This is a genomic window from Micromonospora sp. LOL_025, assembly GCF_048060285.1.
Taxonomy (GTDB): domain Bacteria; phylum Actinomycetota; class Actinomycetes; order Mycobacteriales; family Micromonosporaceae; genus Micromonospora.
Map to the genome: position 1 here is coordinate 26,254 of NZ_JBHMIR010000005.1, position 15,694 is coordinate 41,947.

Annotated in this window: 15 protein-coding genes; 8 read left to right on the forward strand and 7 right to left on the reverse strand. The window is 75.8% G+C overall.

The genetic code is table 11. From position 1 onward, the window contains the following. The first annotated feature begins 133 nt into the window (after nt 1-133). From ACFHW0_RS08810 to ACFHW0_RS08835, 6 genes are all read left to right on the forward strand, one after another. Nucleotides 134-1,285, forward strand: a complete 1,152-nt coding sequence (locus ACFHW0_RS08810; protein WP_121398816.1) for a Gfo/Idh/MocA family protein — start codon at nt 134-136, stop codon at nt 1,283-1,285. Between the two features lie 55 nt (nt 1,286-1,340). Next, on the forward strand, nt 1,341-2,498 hold the full coding sequence (locus ACFHW0_RS08815) for a dihydrodipicolinate synthase family protein (protein WP_416606785.1): 1,158 nt from the start codon (nt 1,341-1,343) through the stop codon (nt 2,496-2,498). Between the two features lie 38 nt (nt 2,499-2,536). Further along, nucleotides 2,537-3,358 (forward strand): sugar phosphate isomerase/epimerase family protein, encoded by an 822-nt coding sequence (locus ACFHW0_RS08820; RefSeq protein ID WP_416606787.1) that lies wholly within the window; start codon nt 2,537-2,539, stop codon nt 3,356-3,358. Nucleotides 3,359-3,411: 53 nt separating this feature from the next. After that, nucleotides 3,412-3,855: a hypothetical protein gene (locus tag ACFHW0_RS08825; protein ID WP_416606789.1), complete on the forward strand. Its 444-nt coding sequence runs from the start codon at nt 3,412-3,414 to the stop codon at nt 3,853-3,855. 127 nt (nt 3,856-3,982) lie between these two features. Then, nucleotides 3,983-5,368, forward strand: coding sequence for an FAD-binding oxidoreductase (locus ACFHW0_RS08830; protein ID WP_416606791.1), 1,386 nt, complete (start codon nt 3,983-3,985; stop codon nt 5,366-5,368). Beyond that, on the forward strand, nt 5,365-6,543 hold the full coding sequence (locus tag ACFHW0_RS08835; RefSeq protein WP_416606793.1) for a (Fe-S)-binding protein: 1,179 nt from the start codon (nt 5,365-5,367) through the stop codon (nt 6,541-6,543). Before ACFHW0_RS08830 ends, ACFHW0_RS08835 begins: the two co-directional genes overlap by 4 nt. A 108-nt stretch (nt 6,544-6,651) precedes the next feature. On the opposite strand, the gene ACFHW0_RS08840 is transcribed toward ACFHW0_RS08835, so the two are convergent. After that, nucleotides 6,652-7,101, reverse strand: a complete 450-nt coding sequence (locus ACFHW0_RS08840; RefSeq protein ID WP_416606795.1) for an STAS domain-containing protein — start codon at nt 7,099-7,101, stop codon at nt 6,652-6,654. 261 nt (nt 7,102-7,362) lie between these two features. On the opposite strand from ACFHW0_RS08840, the gene ACFHW0_RS08845 reads away from it, so the two are divergent. After that, nucleotides 7,363-8,073 (forward strand): GAF and ANTAR domain-containing protein, encoded by a 711-nt coding sequence (locus ACFHW0_RS08845; RefSeq protein WP_416606797.1) that lies wholly within the window; start codon nt 7,363-7,365, stop codon nt 8,071-8,073. Between the two features lie 6 nt (nt 8,074-8,079). Here the strand turns inward: ACFHW0_RS08845 and ACFHW0_RS08850 are convergent, their stop codons facing one another. The 4 genes from ACFHW0_RS08850 to ACFHW0_RS08865 all read right to left on the reverse strand — a co-directional run bounded on the left by ACFHW0_RS08850 (nt 8,080) and on the right by ACFHW0_RS08865 (nt 12,525). Next, nucleotides 8,080-8,790: a GAF and ANTAR domain-containing protein gene (locus tag ACFHW0_RS08850; protein ID WP_416606798.1), complete on the reverse strand. Its 711-nt coding sequence runs from the start codon at nt 8,788-8,790 to the stop codon at nt 8,080-8,082. Between the two features lie 263 nt (nt 8,791-9,053). Further along, nucleotides 9,054-11,327: an ABC transporter permease gene (locus ACFHW0_RS08855; RefSeq protein WP_416606799.1), complete on the reverse strand. Its 2,274-nt coding sequence runs from the start codon at nt 11,325-11,327 to the stop codon at nt 9,054-9,056. Continuing rightward, on the reverse strand, nt 11,324-12,004 hold the full coding sequence (locus tag ACFHW0_RS08860; protein ID WP_416606800.1) for an ABC transporter ATP-binding protein: 681 nt from the start codon (nt 12,002-12,004) through the stop codon (nt 11,324-11,326). Before ACFHW0_RS08860 ends, ACFHW0_RS08855 begins: the two co-directional genes overlap by 4 nt. After that, nucleotides 12,001-12,525, reverse strand: coding sequence for a PadR family transcriptional regulator (locus ACFHW0_RS08865; RefSeq protein ID WP_121398809.1), 525 nt, complete (start codon nt 12,523-12,525; stop codon nt 12,001-12,003). The genes ACFHW0_RS08860 and ACFHW0_RS08865 overlap by 4 nt, the downstream gene beginning before the upstream one ends. An 80-nt stretch (nt 12,526-12,605) precedes the next feature. Here ACFHW0_RS08865 and ACFHW0_RS08870 point away from each other — a divergent pair, with 80 nt between their 5' ends. Beyond that, nucleotides 12,606-13,181, forward strand: a complete 576-nt coding sequence (locus ACFHW0_RS08870) for a GNAT family N-acetyltransferase (RefSeq protein WP_416606801.1) — start codon at nt 12,606-12,608, stop codon at nt 13,179-13,181. Here ACFHW0_RS08870 and ACFHW0_RS08875 read toward each other — a convergent pair. Further along, the gene (locus tag ACFHW0_RS08875; RefSeq protein WP_416606802.1) at nt 13,152-13,739 is read right to left on the reverse strand and encodes a TOPRIM nucleotidyl transferase/hydrolase domain-containing protein; all 588 of its coding nucleotides are present in this window, start codon (nt 13,737-13,739) and stop codon (nt 13,152-13,154) included. The two genes, ACFHW0_RS08870 and ACFHW0_RS08875, sit on opposite strands and share 30 nt — an antisense overlap. Before the next feature lie 227 nt (nt 13,740-13,966). Next, entirely contained in the window at nt 13,967-15,490 is a 1,524-nt protein-coding gene (locus ACFHW0_RS08880) for a chitinase (protein ID WP_416607019.1), read from the reverse strand. Nucleotides 15,491-15,694 lie beyond the last annotated feature (204 nt).

Here is a 15,694-nt window from a genome sequence, read left to right on the forward strand (position 1 = left end):
GTTCCCTACGCTGCCCAGGAAAGCGCTTGCCTGAGATCTGCCGACGGGGGCCTCCCGGCGGCGGCGCAGGCGTGGAACAGGTCGCCGCCCGCCGCCGTCCCGGTCGGAGGCGCCCGCGGAGGGAAGGAACACCATGACCCGCAGGTCGATAGGCATCATCGTCAACGGCGTCACCGGCCGGATGGGCTACCGGCAGCACCTGGTGCGCTCCCTGCTCGCCATCCGCGAGCAGGGCGGCGTGCCCCTGGCCGACGGCACGTCGATCTGGCCCGAGCCCGTCCTGGTCGGGCGCAGCGAGACCAAGCTCCGCGAGATCGCCGAGCGGCACGGGCTGACCGACTGGACCACCGACCTCAGCGCCGCGCTGGCCCGCGACGACGTCGAGATCTACTTCGACGCCCAGGTCACCCAGCAGCGGGAGAAGGCGATCCGCCGGGCGCTGGACGCCGGCAAGCACATCTACACCGAGAAGCCGCTGGCCGAGGACACCGAGGGCGCCCTCGACCTGGCCCGGGCGGCGCGCGCCGCCGGCGTGCGTACCGGGGTGGTGCAGGACAAGCTCTTCCTGCCCGGGCTGCGCAAGCTCAAGCGGCTCATCGACGGCGGCTTCTTCGGCCGGATCCTGTCGGTGCGCGGGGAGTTCGGCTACTGGGTGTTCGAGGGCGACTGGCAGCCGGCCCAGCGCCCGTCCTGGAACTACCGCAGCGAGGACGGCGGCGGCATCGTCGTGGACATGTTCCCGCACTGGCAGTACGTGCTGGAGGAGCTCTTCGGCCGGGTGCGTACGGTCTCCTGCCTCACCGCCACGCACGTGCCGCAGCGGGTCGACGAGGCGGGCCGCACGTACCCGGCGACGGCCGACGACGCCGCGTACGGCATCTTCGAGCTCGACGGCGGCGTGGTCGCGCAGCTCAACTCCTCGTGGTGCGTCCGGGTGCACCGCGACGAACTGGTCGAGTTCCAGGTCGACGGCACCGAGGGCAGCGCCGTGGCCGGGCTGCGCAGCTGCCGGGTGCAGCACCGGGCGGTCACCCCGAAGCCGGTGTGGAACCCCGACCTGCCGGTCACCGAGCCCTTCCGGTCACAGTGGACGGAGGTGCCGGACAACGAGGAGTTCGACAACGGCTTCAAGGTGCAGTGGGAGGCGTTCCTGCGGCACGTCGTCGCCAACGAGCCGTTCCCGTGGGACTTCCTGGCCGGCGCGCGCGGCGTGCAGCTCGCCGAGCTGGGCCTGCGGTCGGCGCGGGAGGGCGCCCGACTGGACATCCCGGAGCTGGAGCTGTGAGCGCGAGGAGTGAGCCGGGGTTGCGAGCCCCGCAGTCGCGAACGGAGGTGGAGCGGTGAGCGCGACCAATGAGGTGGTGCTGCCCGGTGGGCGGCGGTACCGGCTGACCGGAGGCGCCGGCTTCCCGCACCCCGCCGGGCCGCCGACCAGCCGGATCGCGTACGCCGCCGCGCACGTGGTGGCCGATCCGACGGCCGAGAACGTCCCCGGCGCCCCGGCCGTGCTGGACTGGGACCGCACCCTGGCGTTCCGGCACCACCTGTGGTCGTACGGCTTCGGGGTGGCCGAGGCGATGGACACCGCGCAGCGCGGCATGGGCCTGGACTACCCGGCCACCCGCGAGCTGATCCGGCGCAGCGCCGCCGAGGCCCGCGCCGTCGGTGGGCGGATCGTCGCCGGCGTCGGCACGGACCAGCTTCCCCCCGGCCCGGCCACCCTGGCCGAGGTCACCCGCGCCTACCGCGAGCAGCTCGACGACGTGCGGGCCGCCGGGGCCCGCCCGGTGCTGATGTGCAGCCGCCACCTGGCCGCCGCCGCCCGCGGCGCGGAGGACTACCTGCGGGTGTACGACGAACTGCTGAGCGCCGCCGACGAGCCGGTGGTGCTGCACTGGCTCGGCCCGATGTTCGACCCGGCGCTCGCGGGCTACTGGGGGTCGACCGACCTCGACGAGGCCGCCGACGCCGTCATCGGCCTGATCAAGGCCCACGACACCCGGGTGGACGGGATCAAGGTCTCCCTGCTGGACGCCGACCGCGAGGTGGCGCTGCGCCGCCGGCTGCCCGCCGGGGTGCGCCTCTACACGGGCGACGACTTCCACTACCCGGAGCTGATCCGGGGCGACGCGGGCGGCCACTCCGACGCGCTGCTCGGGGTGTTCGCCGCCATCGCGCCGGCCGCCGCCGCGGCGCTCGCCGCGCTGGACCGGGGGGAGCTTGAGGCGTACGACGCGATCTTCGCGCCGACCGTGCCCCTGGCCCGGCACATCTTCGCGGCCCCCACCTGGCACTACAAGACGGGGATCGTCTTCCTGGCCTGGCTGGCCGGGCACCAGGACCACTTCACGATGGTCGGCGGTGCGCAGACCGGACGCTCGCCGGCGCACCTGGCCACCCTGCTCACCCTCGCCGACGCCGCCGGGCTGCTGCCCGACGCGGACCTGGCCGCCGCCCGCGCCCGGGCGCTGTTCACGGTCGCGGGGGTGCCCCGGTGAACGCCGGTCCTGTGAGTCCCGCGTTGGGGGGTCGCCCGGTGGGCGGAGACGGCGCGGCCGCCCTGCGGCGGTTCTCGTTCAACCAGGCCACGTCGCAGCACTGGCCGCTGCCCGAGGTGGTCGCCGGTTGCGTGGCCGCCGGTGTGCCGGGGATCGGGTTGTGGCGGGAGCCGGTCGCCGAACACGGGCTGGCCCGCGCCGCGAAGCTGGTCCGCGACGCCGGCCTGGAGGTGACGTCCCTCTGCCGGGGCGGCTTCTTCACCGCCGACGGCTGGCGGGAGGAGAACCTGCGGGCCATCGAGGAGGCCGCCACCCTCGGCACCTCGGTCCTCGTGCTGGTCTCCGGCGGTCTGCCGGCGGGCAGCCGGGACGTCGACGGCGCCCGCCAGCGGGTGGCCGACGCGATCGCCGAGCTGGCCCCGCACGCCGCCGCGGCGGGCGTGACGCTGGCGATCGAGCCGCTGCACCCGATGTTCTGCGCCGACCGCTGCGTGGTGTCCACCCTCGGCCAGGCGCTCGACATCGCCGAGCGGTTCGACCCGGGCGTGGTCGGGGTCGTCGTCGACGCCTACCACGTGTGGTGGGACGACACGGTGTACGCGCAGATCGCCCGGGCGGGGGCGCGGATCGCCGCGTTCCAGGTGTGCGACTGGGTCACCCCGCTGCCCGAGGGGGTGCTGCTCGGCCGGGCCCTGCCCGGGGACGGCTGCATCGAGCTGCGTCGGCTGCGGGAGGCCGTGGACGAGGCCGGCTACACCGGGCCGGTCGAGGTGGAGGTCTTCTCGGCCGAGGTGTGGGCCCGGCCCGGCCGGGAGGTCCTGGACGCGTCGGTCTCGGGTTACCTGCGCCACGTCGCCTGACGACGGTCCCGGCCGGTCGGGCGGCCGGCCGGGATCCGGGCGAGGATGAGGCGGTGACCGACCGACGGGTGCACCTCGACGACCTCGGCGCGTGGCTGATCAAGGGCAACGCGGACCGGGTCGACCTGGCCGGCCGCTTCGCCCGCGATCCGCGGGTGACGGGCTGGTGCGTACGCCCCGGCTACCGGGCCCGGCTGATGCGCGCCGGTCAGCCGGTGGTCCTCTGGGCCAGTGGCAGCCGCGGCCGGCTCGCGTACGGCGTCTGGGGTGTGGGGCTGGTGGCCGCCGCCGCGGTGCCCGGTGAGCCGGGCGCGGCCTGGACGGTGCCGTTGGACCTGACGGTCCTCGACGAGGCGCACCGGGTGCCCCGTGAGTGCTTCCGGGGCGACGCGTGGCTGGCCGGCGCGGAGGTGCTGCGGCAGCCGCAGGGGGCCAACCCGTCCTTCCTCACGGTGGCCGAGTTCGCCGCGCTGCGCGAGCACCTGCCGCCGCGCTGACGGCCGCACGGGCCGCCGTCTTCACCCGAGGTGTCCGGCTCTCTATGATCGGTGAAAACTGTCGCCAGACAGCCGGTCATGGGCCGGCAGAAACCTACAGGCGCGACCGGCGCCGGGAAGGGTGGACATGGCGCTGTCCGCGACCGTCCTCGCCGAGCTGCGCGGCATCGTCGGCCCGTCGCACGTGCACGACGCGGCCGGCGATCTCGTGGCGTACGCCCGGGACGCGACGCCGCTGTTCTCGCACCGGCCGGACGCGGTGGTCTTCCCGGCCGACACCGCCGAGGTCGCCGCGGTGCTGGCACTCGCCACCCGGCACCGGGTGCCCGTGGTGCCTCGCGGCGCGGGCTCCAATCTGTGCGCCGCGACCGTGCCGCTGCGCGGCGGGATCGTGCTGGTGCTGACCCGGCTCGACGCCATCCTGGAGGTCAGCGCGGACGAGCTGCTCGCCCGGACGCAACCGGGCGTGACCAGCGCCGCCCTGGCCGACGCGGCCGCCGCCCGGGGTCTGCTCTGGGCGCCCGACCCCGGCAGCCGGACCGTCGCCACGGTCGGCGGCACCATCGCCACCTGCGCGGGCGGGCTGCGCGGCCTGAAGTACGGCGTGACCCGCAACTACGTGCTGGGCCTGGAGGCGGTGCTGCCCACCGGCGAGGTGATCCGCACCGGCGGGCGGCTGTGGAAGGACGTCGCCGGCTACGACCTGACCCGACTGCTCACCGGCTCCGAGGGCACCCTCGCCGTGATCACCGAGGCGACCGTGGCGCTGCTGCCCGCCCCGGCGTCGGCGAACACCGGGGTGGCGTACTTCCCGACGCTGGCCGACGCGGGGGAGGCCGTCGCCCGGGTGATCCGCGCCGGCGTGGTGCCGGCGACGCTGGAGTTCCTCGACCGGGCCTGCATCGGGGCCGTGGAGGACTTCGCCCACCTGGGGCTGCGCGCCGACGCCGGCGCCCTGCTGCTCTTCGGCGACGACGGCCCGCCGGACCTGGTCGCCGCCCACCTGGACCGGATCGGCGCGGCCTGCGTCGAGGCCGGCGCGGTGGAGGTCACCACGGCCCGCGAGGTCGCCCAGGCCGAGGCACTGCTGGCCGCCCGGCGCTGTGCGCTGCCGGCGCTGTCGCGCCGGGGCGGGGTGACCATCCTGGAGGACGCGACCGTGCCCCGGCCGCGCATCGCCGAGATGGTCGACCGGATCGACGCCGTCGCCGCCCGGCACGACGTCGCCATCGCCACCTTCGGCCACGCCGGCGACGGCAACCTGCACCCCACCTGCGTGCTCGACTCGGCCGAGGACCACGAGGCGGTACGCCGGGCCGAGGCGGCCTTCGCCGACATCTTCGCCGCCGCCATCGACCTCGGCGGCACGATCACCGGCGAGCACGGGGTGGGGGCGGCGAAGCTGCCGTTCCTCGCCGCCCGCCTCGGCGAGGACCAGCTCGCCCTGCTGCGCCGGATCAAGAGCGCCTTCGACCCGGCGGGCGTCCTCAACCCCGGAAAGCTGGGATCATGACCGGCGACGTGTTCGACCCGGAGCAGCTGTCCCGCTGCATCTCCTGCGGGTTCTGCCTGCCGGCCTGCCCCACGTACGCGATGACCGGCGACGAGGCGTCCTCGCCGCGCGGGCGGATCACGTTGATGCGGGCGTTGCAGGACGGCACCCTGCCCCCCGACGACGGCACCCTCGCCGAGCAGTCCTCGTTCTGCCTGGGCTGCCGGGCCTGCGAGCCGGTCTGCCCGGCCGGGGTGGAGTACGGCAGCCTGCTGGAGCAGTGGCGGGTGCACCAGTGGCGGGGCTGGCGGCGACCGCTGGTGGCCCGGGCACTGATGCTGCTGGTGGAGCAGCGGTGGCTGCTGCGGCTGTCCGGCCTCGTCCGCCGTGCCGCCCGCGGCCGGGCCGTCACCCCCCGCCAGGCCGGGCCGTCCCCGGGTGCGGCACCCGCTGCGGCTGTCGGGCCGTCCCCGGCCGTGGCACCCGCTCCGGCGGCCGTCCCCGGGTCCGCCACCCCCGGCGGGCCGGGCGCGCAGCTCATGCTGGGCTGCGTCGAGCGGGGGCTCTTCCCGGCGGTCAGCCGGGGGGCGCACGCGCTCGCCCCCGAACTGGCCGTGCCCAACGCCCAGGGCTGCTGCGGCGCGCTGCACGCGCACAACGGCGACCTGGCGGGCGGCGAGCGGCTGGCCGAGCGGCTCGGCGAGGACCTGCCGGGCACCATCGTCACCACCTCCGGCGGCTGCGCCGCGCACCTCGCCTCCGTGCTCGGCCGGGACCGGGTGCGCGAGCTGTCCACCTGGCTCGCCGACCGGCCCGCCGGGGCCGAGCTGCGGGTGGGCGGGCGGCGCGCCCGGGTCGCCCTCCAGGACTCCTGCCACCTGCGCAACGGCCTCGGCGTCTTCGCGCAGCCCCGGGCGCTGCTGAGCCAGGTCGCCGACTACGTGGAGCTGCCCTCGGCGGCCACCTGCTGCGGGGCGGCCGGCACGTACTCGCTGCTGCGGCCGAAGGAGTCGCGGCGGATCCTGGACGCGAAGCTCGACGAGATCGAGGCCTCGGGGGTGGACCTGGTGGTGGCGGTCAACCCGGGTTGCCTGCGGCAGTTGCGCACGGGCCTGCGCCGGCGCCGGTCGGCCGTGCGGGCCGTGCACCTCGCCGAGCTGCTCACCCGCGTCGCACCGCCGTCGCGACCGGCCTGAGCGGATCCGCCGGTCGCCGGTCACGGGACCGCCGTGGCGGCGGTGACGCGGATCGCCACGGCGGCGGCGAGCCGCCGGCCCCGCGAGCGCGCGGGCGGTCCCGGCCGATCAGTCCGACACGAGGTACGCCGACGGCGACCGCCGGGGCGTGGGCCGCGCGGCGGTGCGCGGTCCGCCGTCGGGAGGGAGTTCGCGAGCGGCCCCGCTCAGGTCCAGCAGGCGGCGTACGCAGGGGGCGGGGTCGGGCAGCGTGAGGCGGCCACCGGCGAGGCCGACGGCCTGCCGGACCCGCAGCAGCGCCGTGATGCCGTGGGCGCTGAAGAAGGTGACGCCGGACAGGTCGAGCCGGACCTCGCCCGCGTGCCCACCGCAGAACAGCTCCACGAACTCGACCAGCAGGGGGGCGCTGCTCATGTCGAGCTCACCACGGACCTCGACGACCCGGGTCGTGCGCTGCACGGTCACGGAGAGGGAGACGACGGGCGGGGCCGCGCGGCGGACACGACGCGTCCCGCTCGCGGGCACCGTCGCGTCGGGTGACGGTCGTGCAGTCGACATGACGCCCTCCCGGCAATGGACGACGGGGTAGCGGGCCGGCGGCCCACCGCGCTGGCGGCGGGGCACCGTGCCCTGGGGCGCATGTCTTGACCCGCGTCAGACGTTACCCGCGCCCCGGGCCCCGCACACGCCGGGCACGCGGGGATCGACGGGTGACGGCGCTGTCTGCGCGCGGGACCGGACCGGCCGGTAGGTTGAGGCCGTGCACAGCCGATCCCGGCACGGGCGGTCGGCGCTCCGACCGTGAAGGGGGCCCACCCGATGGAGCAGAGCCCGCTGGACCCCCGGGAGGCGCTCGCCGAGCTCGGCCGGATCCGGCTCGGGGAAGGCAGCCTGGAAACGGTCCTGTCGCAGATCGCGGCGCTGGCCCGGCGGGGCGTCCCCGGTGCCGAGGACGTCTCCGTGACGCTGCTGCGGGACGAGGCCCCGCAGAGTCTCGCGTACACCAGCGCGACGGCGCGGGAACTCGACGAGTGGCAGTACGCGCACGGCGGGGGCCCCTGCCTCGACGCGTCGGTCAGCGGTGGCGTGCTGAGCCTGCCGGACATGGCCACCGAGAACCGGTGGCCGGCATGGGCCGCCGAGGCACGCGACCGGGGGGTGCACAGTTCGCTCTCCCTGGGACTGCCGATCCAGGAGGCCGTGGTCGGCACGCTCAACGTCTACGGCACCCGGCCGCACGCCTTCGACCCGGAGGGGATCGAGCTGGCGAAGACCTTCGCGGCGTACGCGGCCGTCGCCCTGGCCAACGCCCACCTCTACGAGAGCACCACCACCCTGGCCCGGCAGATGCGCACCGCGATGGAGAGCCGCGCCGTCATCGAGCAGGCCAAGGGGATCATCATGGGCGAGCGGCGGTGCACGCCCGAGGAGGCCTTCGCGCTGCTGTCCAAGGTCTCCCAGGACAGCAACCGCAAGCTCCGGGACGTCGCCGCGGCACTCGTCGAGCGGGCCATCGGCCGGCAGCCGTGACGCCGCCTACCGGTGCCGTCCCGCGGCGACGCCGCCGACCAGGGCCTCCGCGACGTCGCGCAGCTTCCGGTTGGAGTCCTGCGAGACCTTCGCCAGGATGCTGAACGCCTCCTCCGCCGTGCACCGTCGCTGACCCATGATGATCCCCTTGGCCTGCTCTATGACGGCGCGGCTCTCCATCGCCACCCGCATCTGCTGCGCCAGCGTCGCCGTGCTCTCGTAGAGGTGGGCGTTGGCCAGGGCGATCGCGGCGTACCCGGCGAACGTCTGGGCCGCCGTCGTGACGTCGTCGAACGCGCCGGGCTCGGCGCCGTAGACGTTCAGCGCCCCCACCACGGCCTCCTGGATCGGCAGGCCGATGGACATCGAGCTGCCGGCCCCCGCCGCGTGCGCGGCCCGGGCCCACTCCGGCCAGCGGCTCTCGGTGGCCATGTCGTGCACGACCATGGTGGTGCCGGTGGTGGCGGCGTCCAGGCAGGGTCCCCGGCCCTGCTCGTACTGCCACTCGTCGAGACGCAGCGCCAGCTCGCCGGTGAACGCGGCGGTGTGCGCCTCGGTGCCGTGCACCAGTGTCACCGACACCTCCCGGGTGCCCGGGATGCTCTCCTTGGCGACCTCGGCGATCCGGGCCAGGACGGTGTCCAGGTCGGACTCGTCGTGACGGATCGCCCCGAGCCGGATGACGGCGTCGGTGAGATCCAGCGGTGGCTGCGGCATGGCGTCACTCGTCCTCGGCGAACGGCGCGGTGGTACTCCGGCGGAGCCGGACAGCGCGTGGCGGCGGTCCGAGGGCACGGACCGCTGTACCGGATCCACGTTCGGATCCGGGACCGGCGCCGCTGCTTGACGCGCGTTCGCGACGCCCCTGTCGGCGTGCGCTACAGGCCCACCAGTTTACGGCGCGGCGCCCGCCCGCGACCGGCGGCCCGCGCCTGACGCTGCCCCGGCCGGGAGCCACCCCGCCCGGGGCGGGCGCCGCCTCACTCGGTGCGGATGCCGTCGGGTCGGGTCAGCCGCCACAGCACCGGCAGGCTGAGCCCGGTGACCAGCAGCACGACCGCCGCCCCGAGGCCGGTGGAGATGCCCAGCGCCGGCCAGGCGACCGTGACCGGCGTCTGCACCATGCGCAGCAGCACCGCGCCGAGGCCGAGCCCGAACACGACCGCCAGGGCGAGCCCGATCACCACCGGCACGGCGCTCTGCCACAGCACCGACCAGCTCAGCGTGGAGCGTCGGGTGCCCACCGCGACCAGCATCGCCAGCAGCCGGCGGCGCTCCCGCAGCTGCTCCAGCACGCCGACCAGCATGCTGGCCCCGATCAGCAGCAGGGTGACCACCGCGCCGATGTAGAGGCCGCGCTGGACGTTGACGAACTGGGTGGCCCGGCGCTCCCCGGTCAGCGTGAGCACGGAGGCGTACGGGTCGACGCCGGCGGCGGCGTTGCGCACGTGCTCCACCGCGTCCGGCCGGTCGGGCGCGAGCCGCAGGTACGCGTCCGCGGCCAGCGGGCCGAGCCGGGCGGCGCCGACCGCGCCGGGGGTGACCAGCACCCCGCCCTGCCGGTAGCCGGACGGGTCGACGCGCACCGGCGCCTCCCGGGCGGTGCGGGGGATCCGCCAGGTCAGCTCCTCGGCGTCCGCGACCGCGACCGTGCCGCCCGGCCGGATGCCGGCGGACCGGCCCTCCGGCTCGCGGACCAGGAAAACGTCGCCGTCGGCGCACCGGTCGAGCCGGGCGAACTCGGCCAGCGCCGCGCAGTCGCCGATCCGCAGCACGGCGTGCGAGTCGGCGGCCGTGACCGAGGTGGTCAGGGTGGCGTTGCTGGCGGTGACCCCGGGGGCGGCGGCCAGCCGGTCCAGCGCCGCCGGCGCGTCCGGCCGGGTCGGGAACTGCACCTGCACCTGGGCCCGGGAGGTGTCCTGCCCGGTGTCGAAGGTGAACCGGTCGGCGACGCCGGCGAAGAGCATCTGCAACCCGATGGTGCCCGCCACGGCGACCGCGATGCCGTTGACCAGCCGCGCCGAGGCGGCGCTGTCGAGCTGGAGGCGGCGCACCGCGAGCTGCCACGCGACGGGGCCGCCGCGCAGCCGGCGTACGAGCAGGTCGGTCAGCCAGGGCAGCAGGGTGACCACCCCGACCAGCAGCAGCACGGCGCCGGCCGCGGTCTGCCGCTCGTTGCCCAGCGGCGCGACTCCGGCGGCGCCGGCCAGCAGCAGCCCGAGCCCGGCCGCCGGCAGCAGCAGCCGCCACACCAGCCGGCGGCGCACCGGCGTGGCGCGCCGGGTCACCCCGAGCGGCTCGACCAGCACGGTGCGCATCGACACCAGCGTCACCGCGACGGCGAGCGCCGGCACCGACAGCACGACGGCGGCCACCAGCGGCAGCGGCGGGCGCACGTCGGCGGCGTACACGCTGAGGTCCATGAGGGTGACCAGCGGGACCACCTGCCGGCCGAGCGCGAAGAGCAGGCCGCCGGCCGCGACGCCGAGCAGCGCGCCGGCGGCGGCCTCCCCGGCGGCGATCCGGCGGACCATCGCGGCGTCGGCGCCGACCAGCCGCAGCGCGGCCAGCCGCCGGTCGCGCCGCTCCCCGCCGAAGCGGACCGCCGCGCCGAGGAACACCGCGATGGGCAGCAGCAGGACCACGAAGATGACGCTCACCAGGACCATCAGCACCGGGTCGAAGGCCTCGCCGGGCATTCCGCCGCCGAACGCGTCCAGCCGGGTCGCGTTGTCGGGGGCGAGGGTGTCGCTGCCCAGGTAGTAGGCCAGCTCGCGGGGGCCGGCCAGTCCCTCGTCGGCGATGACGCCGGTGACCGTGGCGCCGCCCAGCCGGGGGGCGAACAGCGCGCCGTCGGCGGAGCCGAGCAGGTCGCGCAGGGCGGGGGAGACCAGCACCTCCCCGGCGCGGGGCAGCGCGGCCACCCCCGGCGGCGCCGGCGCCGCCGGTCCCTCGGGCCGCAGCACCCGGCCGCGCACCGGCTGCCCCCGGAACTCGGTGTCGGTCTGGCGGATCAGCAGGGTGTTCGCGGCGGCCGGGATCCGCTCGCCCATCCGCAGGTCGTCGCGGGCGTCGCCGCGCGCCTGCCGGGCGTCCAGCGCGCCGGGCACCGCGGCGGCGAGCAGCAGCATCGCCACCCCCACCCCGACGCCGACCGCGGTGAGCACGGCCCGCAGCCAGCCGTCCCGGCCGCCCGTGAACGCCATCCGGGCGCCCATGACCAGATCGGCCGCGCGGTCGCGCAGCCGCGTCACGCCGCGACCTCCAGGTCCCGGGTGCGGCCGTCGCGGACCACGACCTCCCGATCGGAGTACGCGGCCACCCGCGCCTCGTGGGTCACCAGCACCACGGCCGCCCCGGTGTCCCGGGCGGCGGCGGTGAGCAGCCGCATGACCCGCTCGCCGTTGAGCGAGTCGAGCGCGCCGGTCGGCTCGTCGGCGAAGACCACCCGTGGCCGGGTGACCAGCGCCCGGGCGACCGCCACCCGCTGCCCCTGCCCGCCGGAGACCTCGCCGGGCCGCTTGGCCGCCACCTCGGCGACCTCCAGGCGGTCCAGCCACTCGGCGGCCCGCCGCTCCGCCTCGCGGCGGCCGACCCGGCCCAGCCGCAGCGGCAGCGCGACGTTCTCCAGGCAGGTCAGCTCCGGTACGAGCTGGCCGAACTGGAAGACGAAGCCGAACTCCTCCCGGCGCAGCGCGCTGCGTTCGGCGTCGCTGAGGGTGGCGAGGTCGCGTCCGGCGTAGCGGACCCGGCCGGAGTCGGGCCGGGTGATGCCGGCGAGGCAGTGCAGCAGCGTGGACTTGCCGGAGCCCGACGAGCCCATGACGGCCAGCACCTCGCCCGGGTGCACGCGCATGCTCGCCCCGGCGAGCGCCCGGGTCGGCCCGAACGAGCGGTGCAGGTCCTCGGCGACAAGCAGCGGCGCGTTCACGACCGGACCGCCGCGGCGAGTTCGTCGAGGCGGGCGGCGGTCAACTCCAGCCAGCGCAGGTCGGCCTCCAGGTGGAACAGCGCGTGGTCGCAGACCAACTGCTCGGCGAGGTCGCCGTCGCGCTTGCGCCGGGTCAGCTCGCGCATCATCCGCAGGTGCTCGGAACGCTGCACGTCGAGCACGTCGGCGGCGGGGCGGCCGGTCAGCAGGGCCAGCACCACCTTGGTGTAGAGGGTGCTCTGCAGGTACGGCTCGGGCTTCTCGGCGCGGGCCAGCCACTGTGTGACGTCGGTGACGCCGGCCTCGGTGATCGCGTACCGCTTGCGCTCCGGGCCCTCGCCGGGCTCCACCGACTCCACCTCGACGAGGCCGCCGCGCAGCAGCCGGGACAGGGTGGCGTAGACCTGCCCGTACGCGAGCGGGCGGGCGTGACCGAAGCGCTCGTCGTAGAGGCGTTTGATGTCGTAGCCGTGGCGGGGGGTGGCCTCCAGGAGGCCGAGGAAGGTCTGTCCGATCGACATGCCGGGGACTATACACACCGCGTATACCTCGCGTGTATACCGGTACATTGCCCGCTCAGCCGTCTGCATCGGGAGGTCACGTGTTCGCCCTGTCCCTGACCGAGGACGCCGAGCTGCGTCCCCTGGAGCCGTGGCGGGCCGAGGAGTTCCTCGCCCACCTCGACCGGGCCCGTACGCACATCGCGCCCTGGGTGTCGCCCTCGTTCATGGTCGACGACCTCGCCGGCGCCCGGGCCGTGCTCCAGCGCCACGCGGACCTCTGGGCGCGCGACGCCGGCGGCATCTGGGGCGTCTGGCGGCGGGGCGACCTGGTCGGCGGGGTCATGTTCGTCTCGTTCGACGTCGCCCGGGGCGTCTGCGAGGCGGGCTGCTGGCTGGAGCCGGCCGGGGAGGGCCACGGGCTGGTCACCCGGGCGGTCGGCCGGATCGTCGACTGGGCGGTGCGGGAGCGCGGCATCCACCGCGTCGAGTGGCGCACCAACGCGCGCAACGCCCGCAGCATCGCGACCGCCCGGCGGCTGGGCATGCGCCTCGACGGGACGCTGCGCGAGATCTACCCGGGGCCGGCCGGGCGGATCGACCTCGAGGTGTGGTCGGTGCTGGCGCCCGAGTGGCGCGGCGTGCGCTCAGACGCCGGCGAGCACCGCGTCGAGTGAGCGGGGCACCCGGTCCGGCTCCAGCGCCGCCACGAGCAGCCGCGCGTACGCGCTCTTGCGGCCGGACCGGGTGCCGAGGAAGCGGCGCAGCTGCGCCTCGACGGCGCGCCCCCGCTGGGCCGGCTGCCGTTGGAAGAGGTCGAACGAACGCAGCTCGCCCTCGGCGGCGAGCACCGCCCGCACCCCGGCGACGCCGACCGCCCGGATCAGCTCGTCCTCCAGATCGGCCACGCAGACGTGGAACCCGAGGGCCGCCAGACCGGCGCGGGACAGGTCGGCGCCGAGGCCGCAGCGTTCCAGCCCGCGCCGGACGAAGCCCTCCTCGGCCTCGTCGTAGAGGCCCGCCAGCCGCAGCCCGCGTCCCGCCGGGCCGAGCTGGTCGAGGAAGTGGCCGATGTTCGTCGCGCCGCCCATGGCCACGACCCGTACGCCGTCGGCGTCGAGGTCCCGGCCGCGGCGCGTGGCGAGGGTCTCCAGGGCGACCCGGTCGCTCGCCCCCTCGACGAGCACCACCGCACGCGCGTCGATCCCGGCCGCCAGTTCGCGGATGCCGCGCACGCTCGCCTCCCCGCCCCGGACGCCGCCGCGCCCGGCCACGCGGCCGGGCGTCGCTGCGGGCGGTCCGGTCCCGTGTCCGCCACGGGATCGTGGGCCGGACCGGCCCGGCGGCGCAACCGGGTTCCGGTGCGCGGACGGGCGTGCCGCGTCCCGTCCGTCGTCGCGTCCCGTCCATCACCGTGGCCGGGCCGCCGTCCGGGCCGGGCGGCCCGGACGGCGGCACCTGCTCAGGGCAGCGCCCGCAGGAACGGGCCGTGGCTCAGGCGGAACTCCCAGGCGTAGAACCGGTCCCAGTTGATCGACCAGGTCATCAGGCCCCGGAAGGCGGGGTTGGTGCCGCTGCGCGGGGTGTACGGGCCGCAGCCCTGCCCCTTCACCAGGCAGGTCACCGCCGCCTGCACCCCGGCCGGGGCGAGGTATCCGTTGCCGGCGCTGGGGGAGGAGGGCGCGCCGAAGGCCACCTGGTCCTCGCGCAGCGGCGGGAAGACGCGGTCCGGGTTGCCGGCGACGGGGAAGCCCGCGAGCAGCATGTCGGTCATCGCGATGTGGAAGTCCGCGCTGCCCATCGTGTGGTACTGGTTGTCGAGCCCCATGATCGGCCCGGAGTTGTAGTCCTGCACGTGCAGCACGGTGAGGTCGTTGCGCAGCGCGTGGATCACCGGCAGGTACGACCCGGCGCGCGGGTCCTGCCCGCCCCACGGGCCCGACCCGTAGAACTGGTAGCCGAGCTGGACGAAGAACGTCTCCGGCGCCATGGTGAGCACGAAGCCCGCCCCGTACCGCTGCTTGAGGGTGCGGATCGCGGAGATCAGGTTGACGATCACCGGCGTGGTCGGGTTGCGGAAGTCGGTGTCGCCCGCGTCCAGGTAGAGCGAGTGCCCCTCGAAGTCGATGTCGAGCCCGTTCAGGCCGTACCGGTCGATGATGGCGGACACCGACCGGACGAAGGTGTCCCGGGCGGCGGTCGTGGTGAGCTGCACCTGGCCGTTCTGCCCGCCGATGGAGAGCAGCACCTTCTTGCCCTGCGCCTGCTTGGCGCGGATCGCCGTGATGAACTCGGCCTCGGTCTCGACGCCGGGGCACTCGCTGGCCGGGCAGAGCTGGAACCGGATGTCGCCGGAGGTGACCGTGGTGGGCTCGCCGAAGGCGAGGTTGACGATGTCCCAGTCGGCGGGCACGTCGGCCATCCGCAGGTAGCCCGAGCCGTTGGCGAAGCTGGCGTGCAGGTAGCCGATCAGCGCGTGCCGGGGCAGCCCGCCGGGCGGGGGAGTGGTGGGCGGCGGGGTGCTGGGTGGCGGGGTGGTCGGCGGTGCCGTGGTGGGCGGGGCGGTCGTGGGCGGTGCCGTGCTGGGCGGGGTGGTGGGCGTACCGCCCGAGCAGGGCGCGCCGTTGAGCGTGCACTCGGTGGGGGAACCGGAGCCGGTGGCCAGGAAGCCGAACGACACCGAGGCGCCGGGGGCCACGGTGCCGTTCCAGGACCGGTTGGTGAAGGTGTGCCGCTGGCCGACGCTGCTCACCGTGGCGTCCCAGTAGGAGCCGAGCGTGGTGCCCGCGGGCAGGGTGAAGGCCACCTGCCAGCCGGTGATGGTGCTCGGGCCGCCGTTGGTGACGGTGTAGCGCCCCTCCCATCCGGTGCCCCAGTCGGCGGTCTTGACGAAGGTGGCGGTCGGGCCGGCGGCGCGGGCCGGCGCGGCGAGGGTCAGCGTGGTGGCGGTGACGGTGGCGAGGGCCGCCACGGCGGCCAGCAGCAGGTTTCGGGCAGGGCGACGCATCCGGACCTCCCGGGTACGAGGGCCGTCGGATCGACGGATGCACAATTATTAGGATTGTTAACTGTCATTGTCCAGGCGTTCGGGCCGGACTTCCCGTCGCGTCCCGACGCCCGCGCCCGGTCGTCGACGGCCCCGCCTCCCGGCCGGCCCGGCGGCGCGCCCGACCGGCGCGCCGCCGAACCC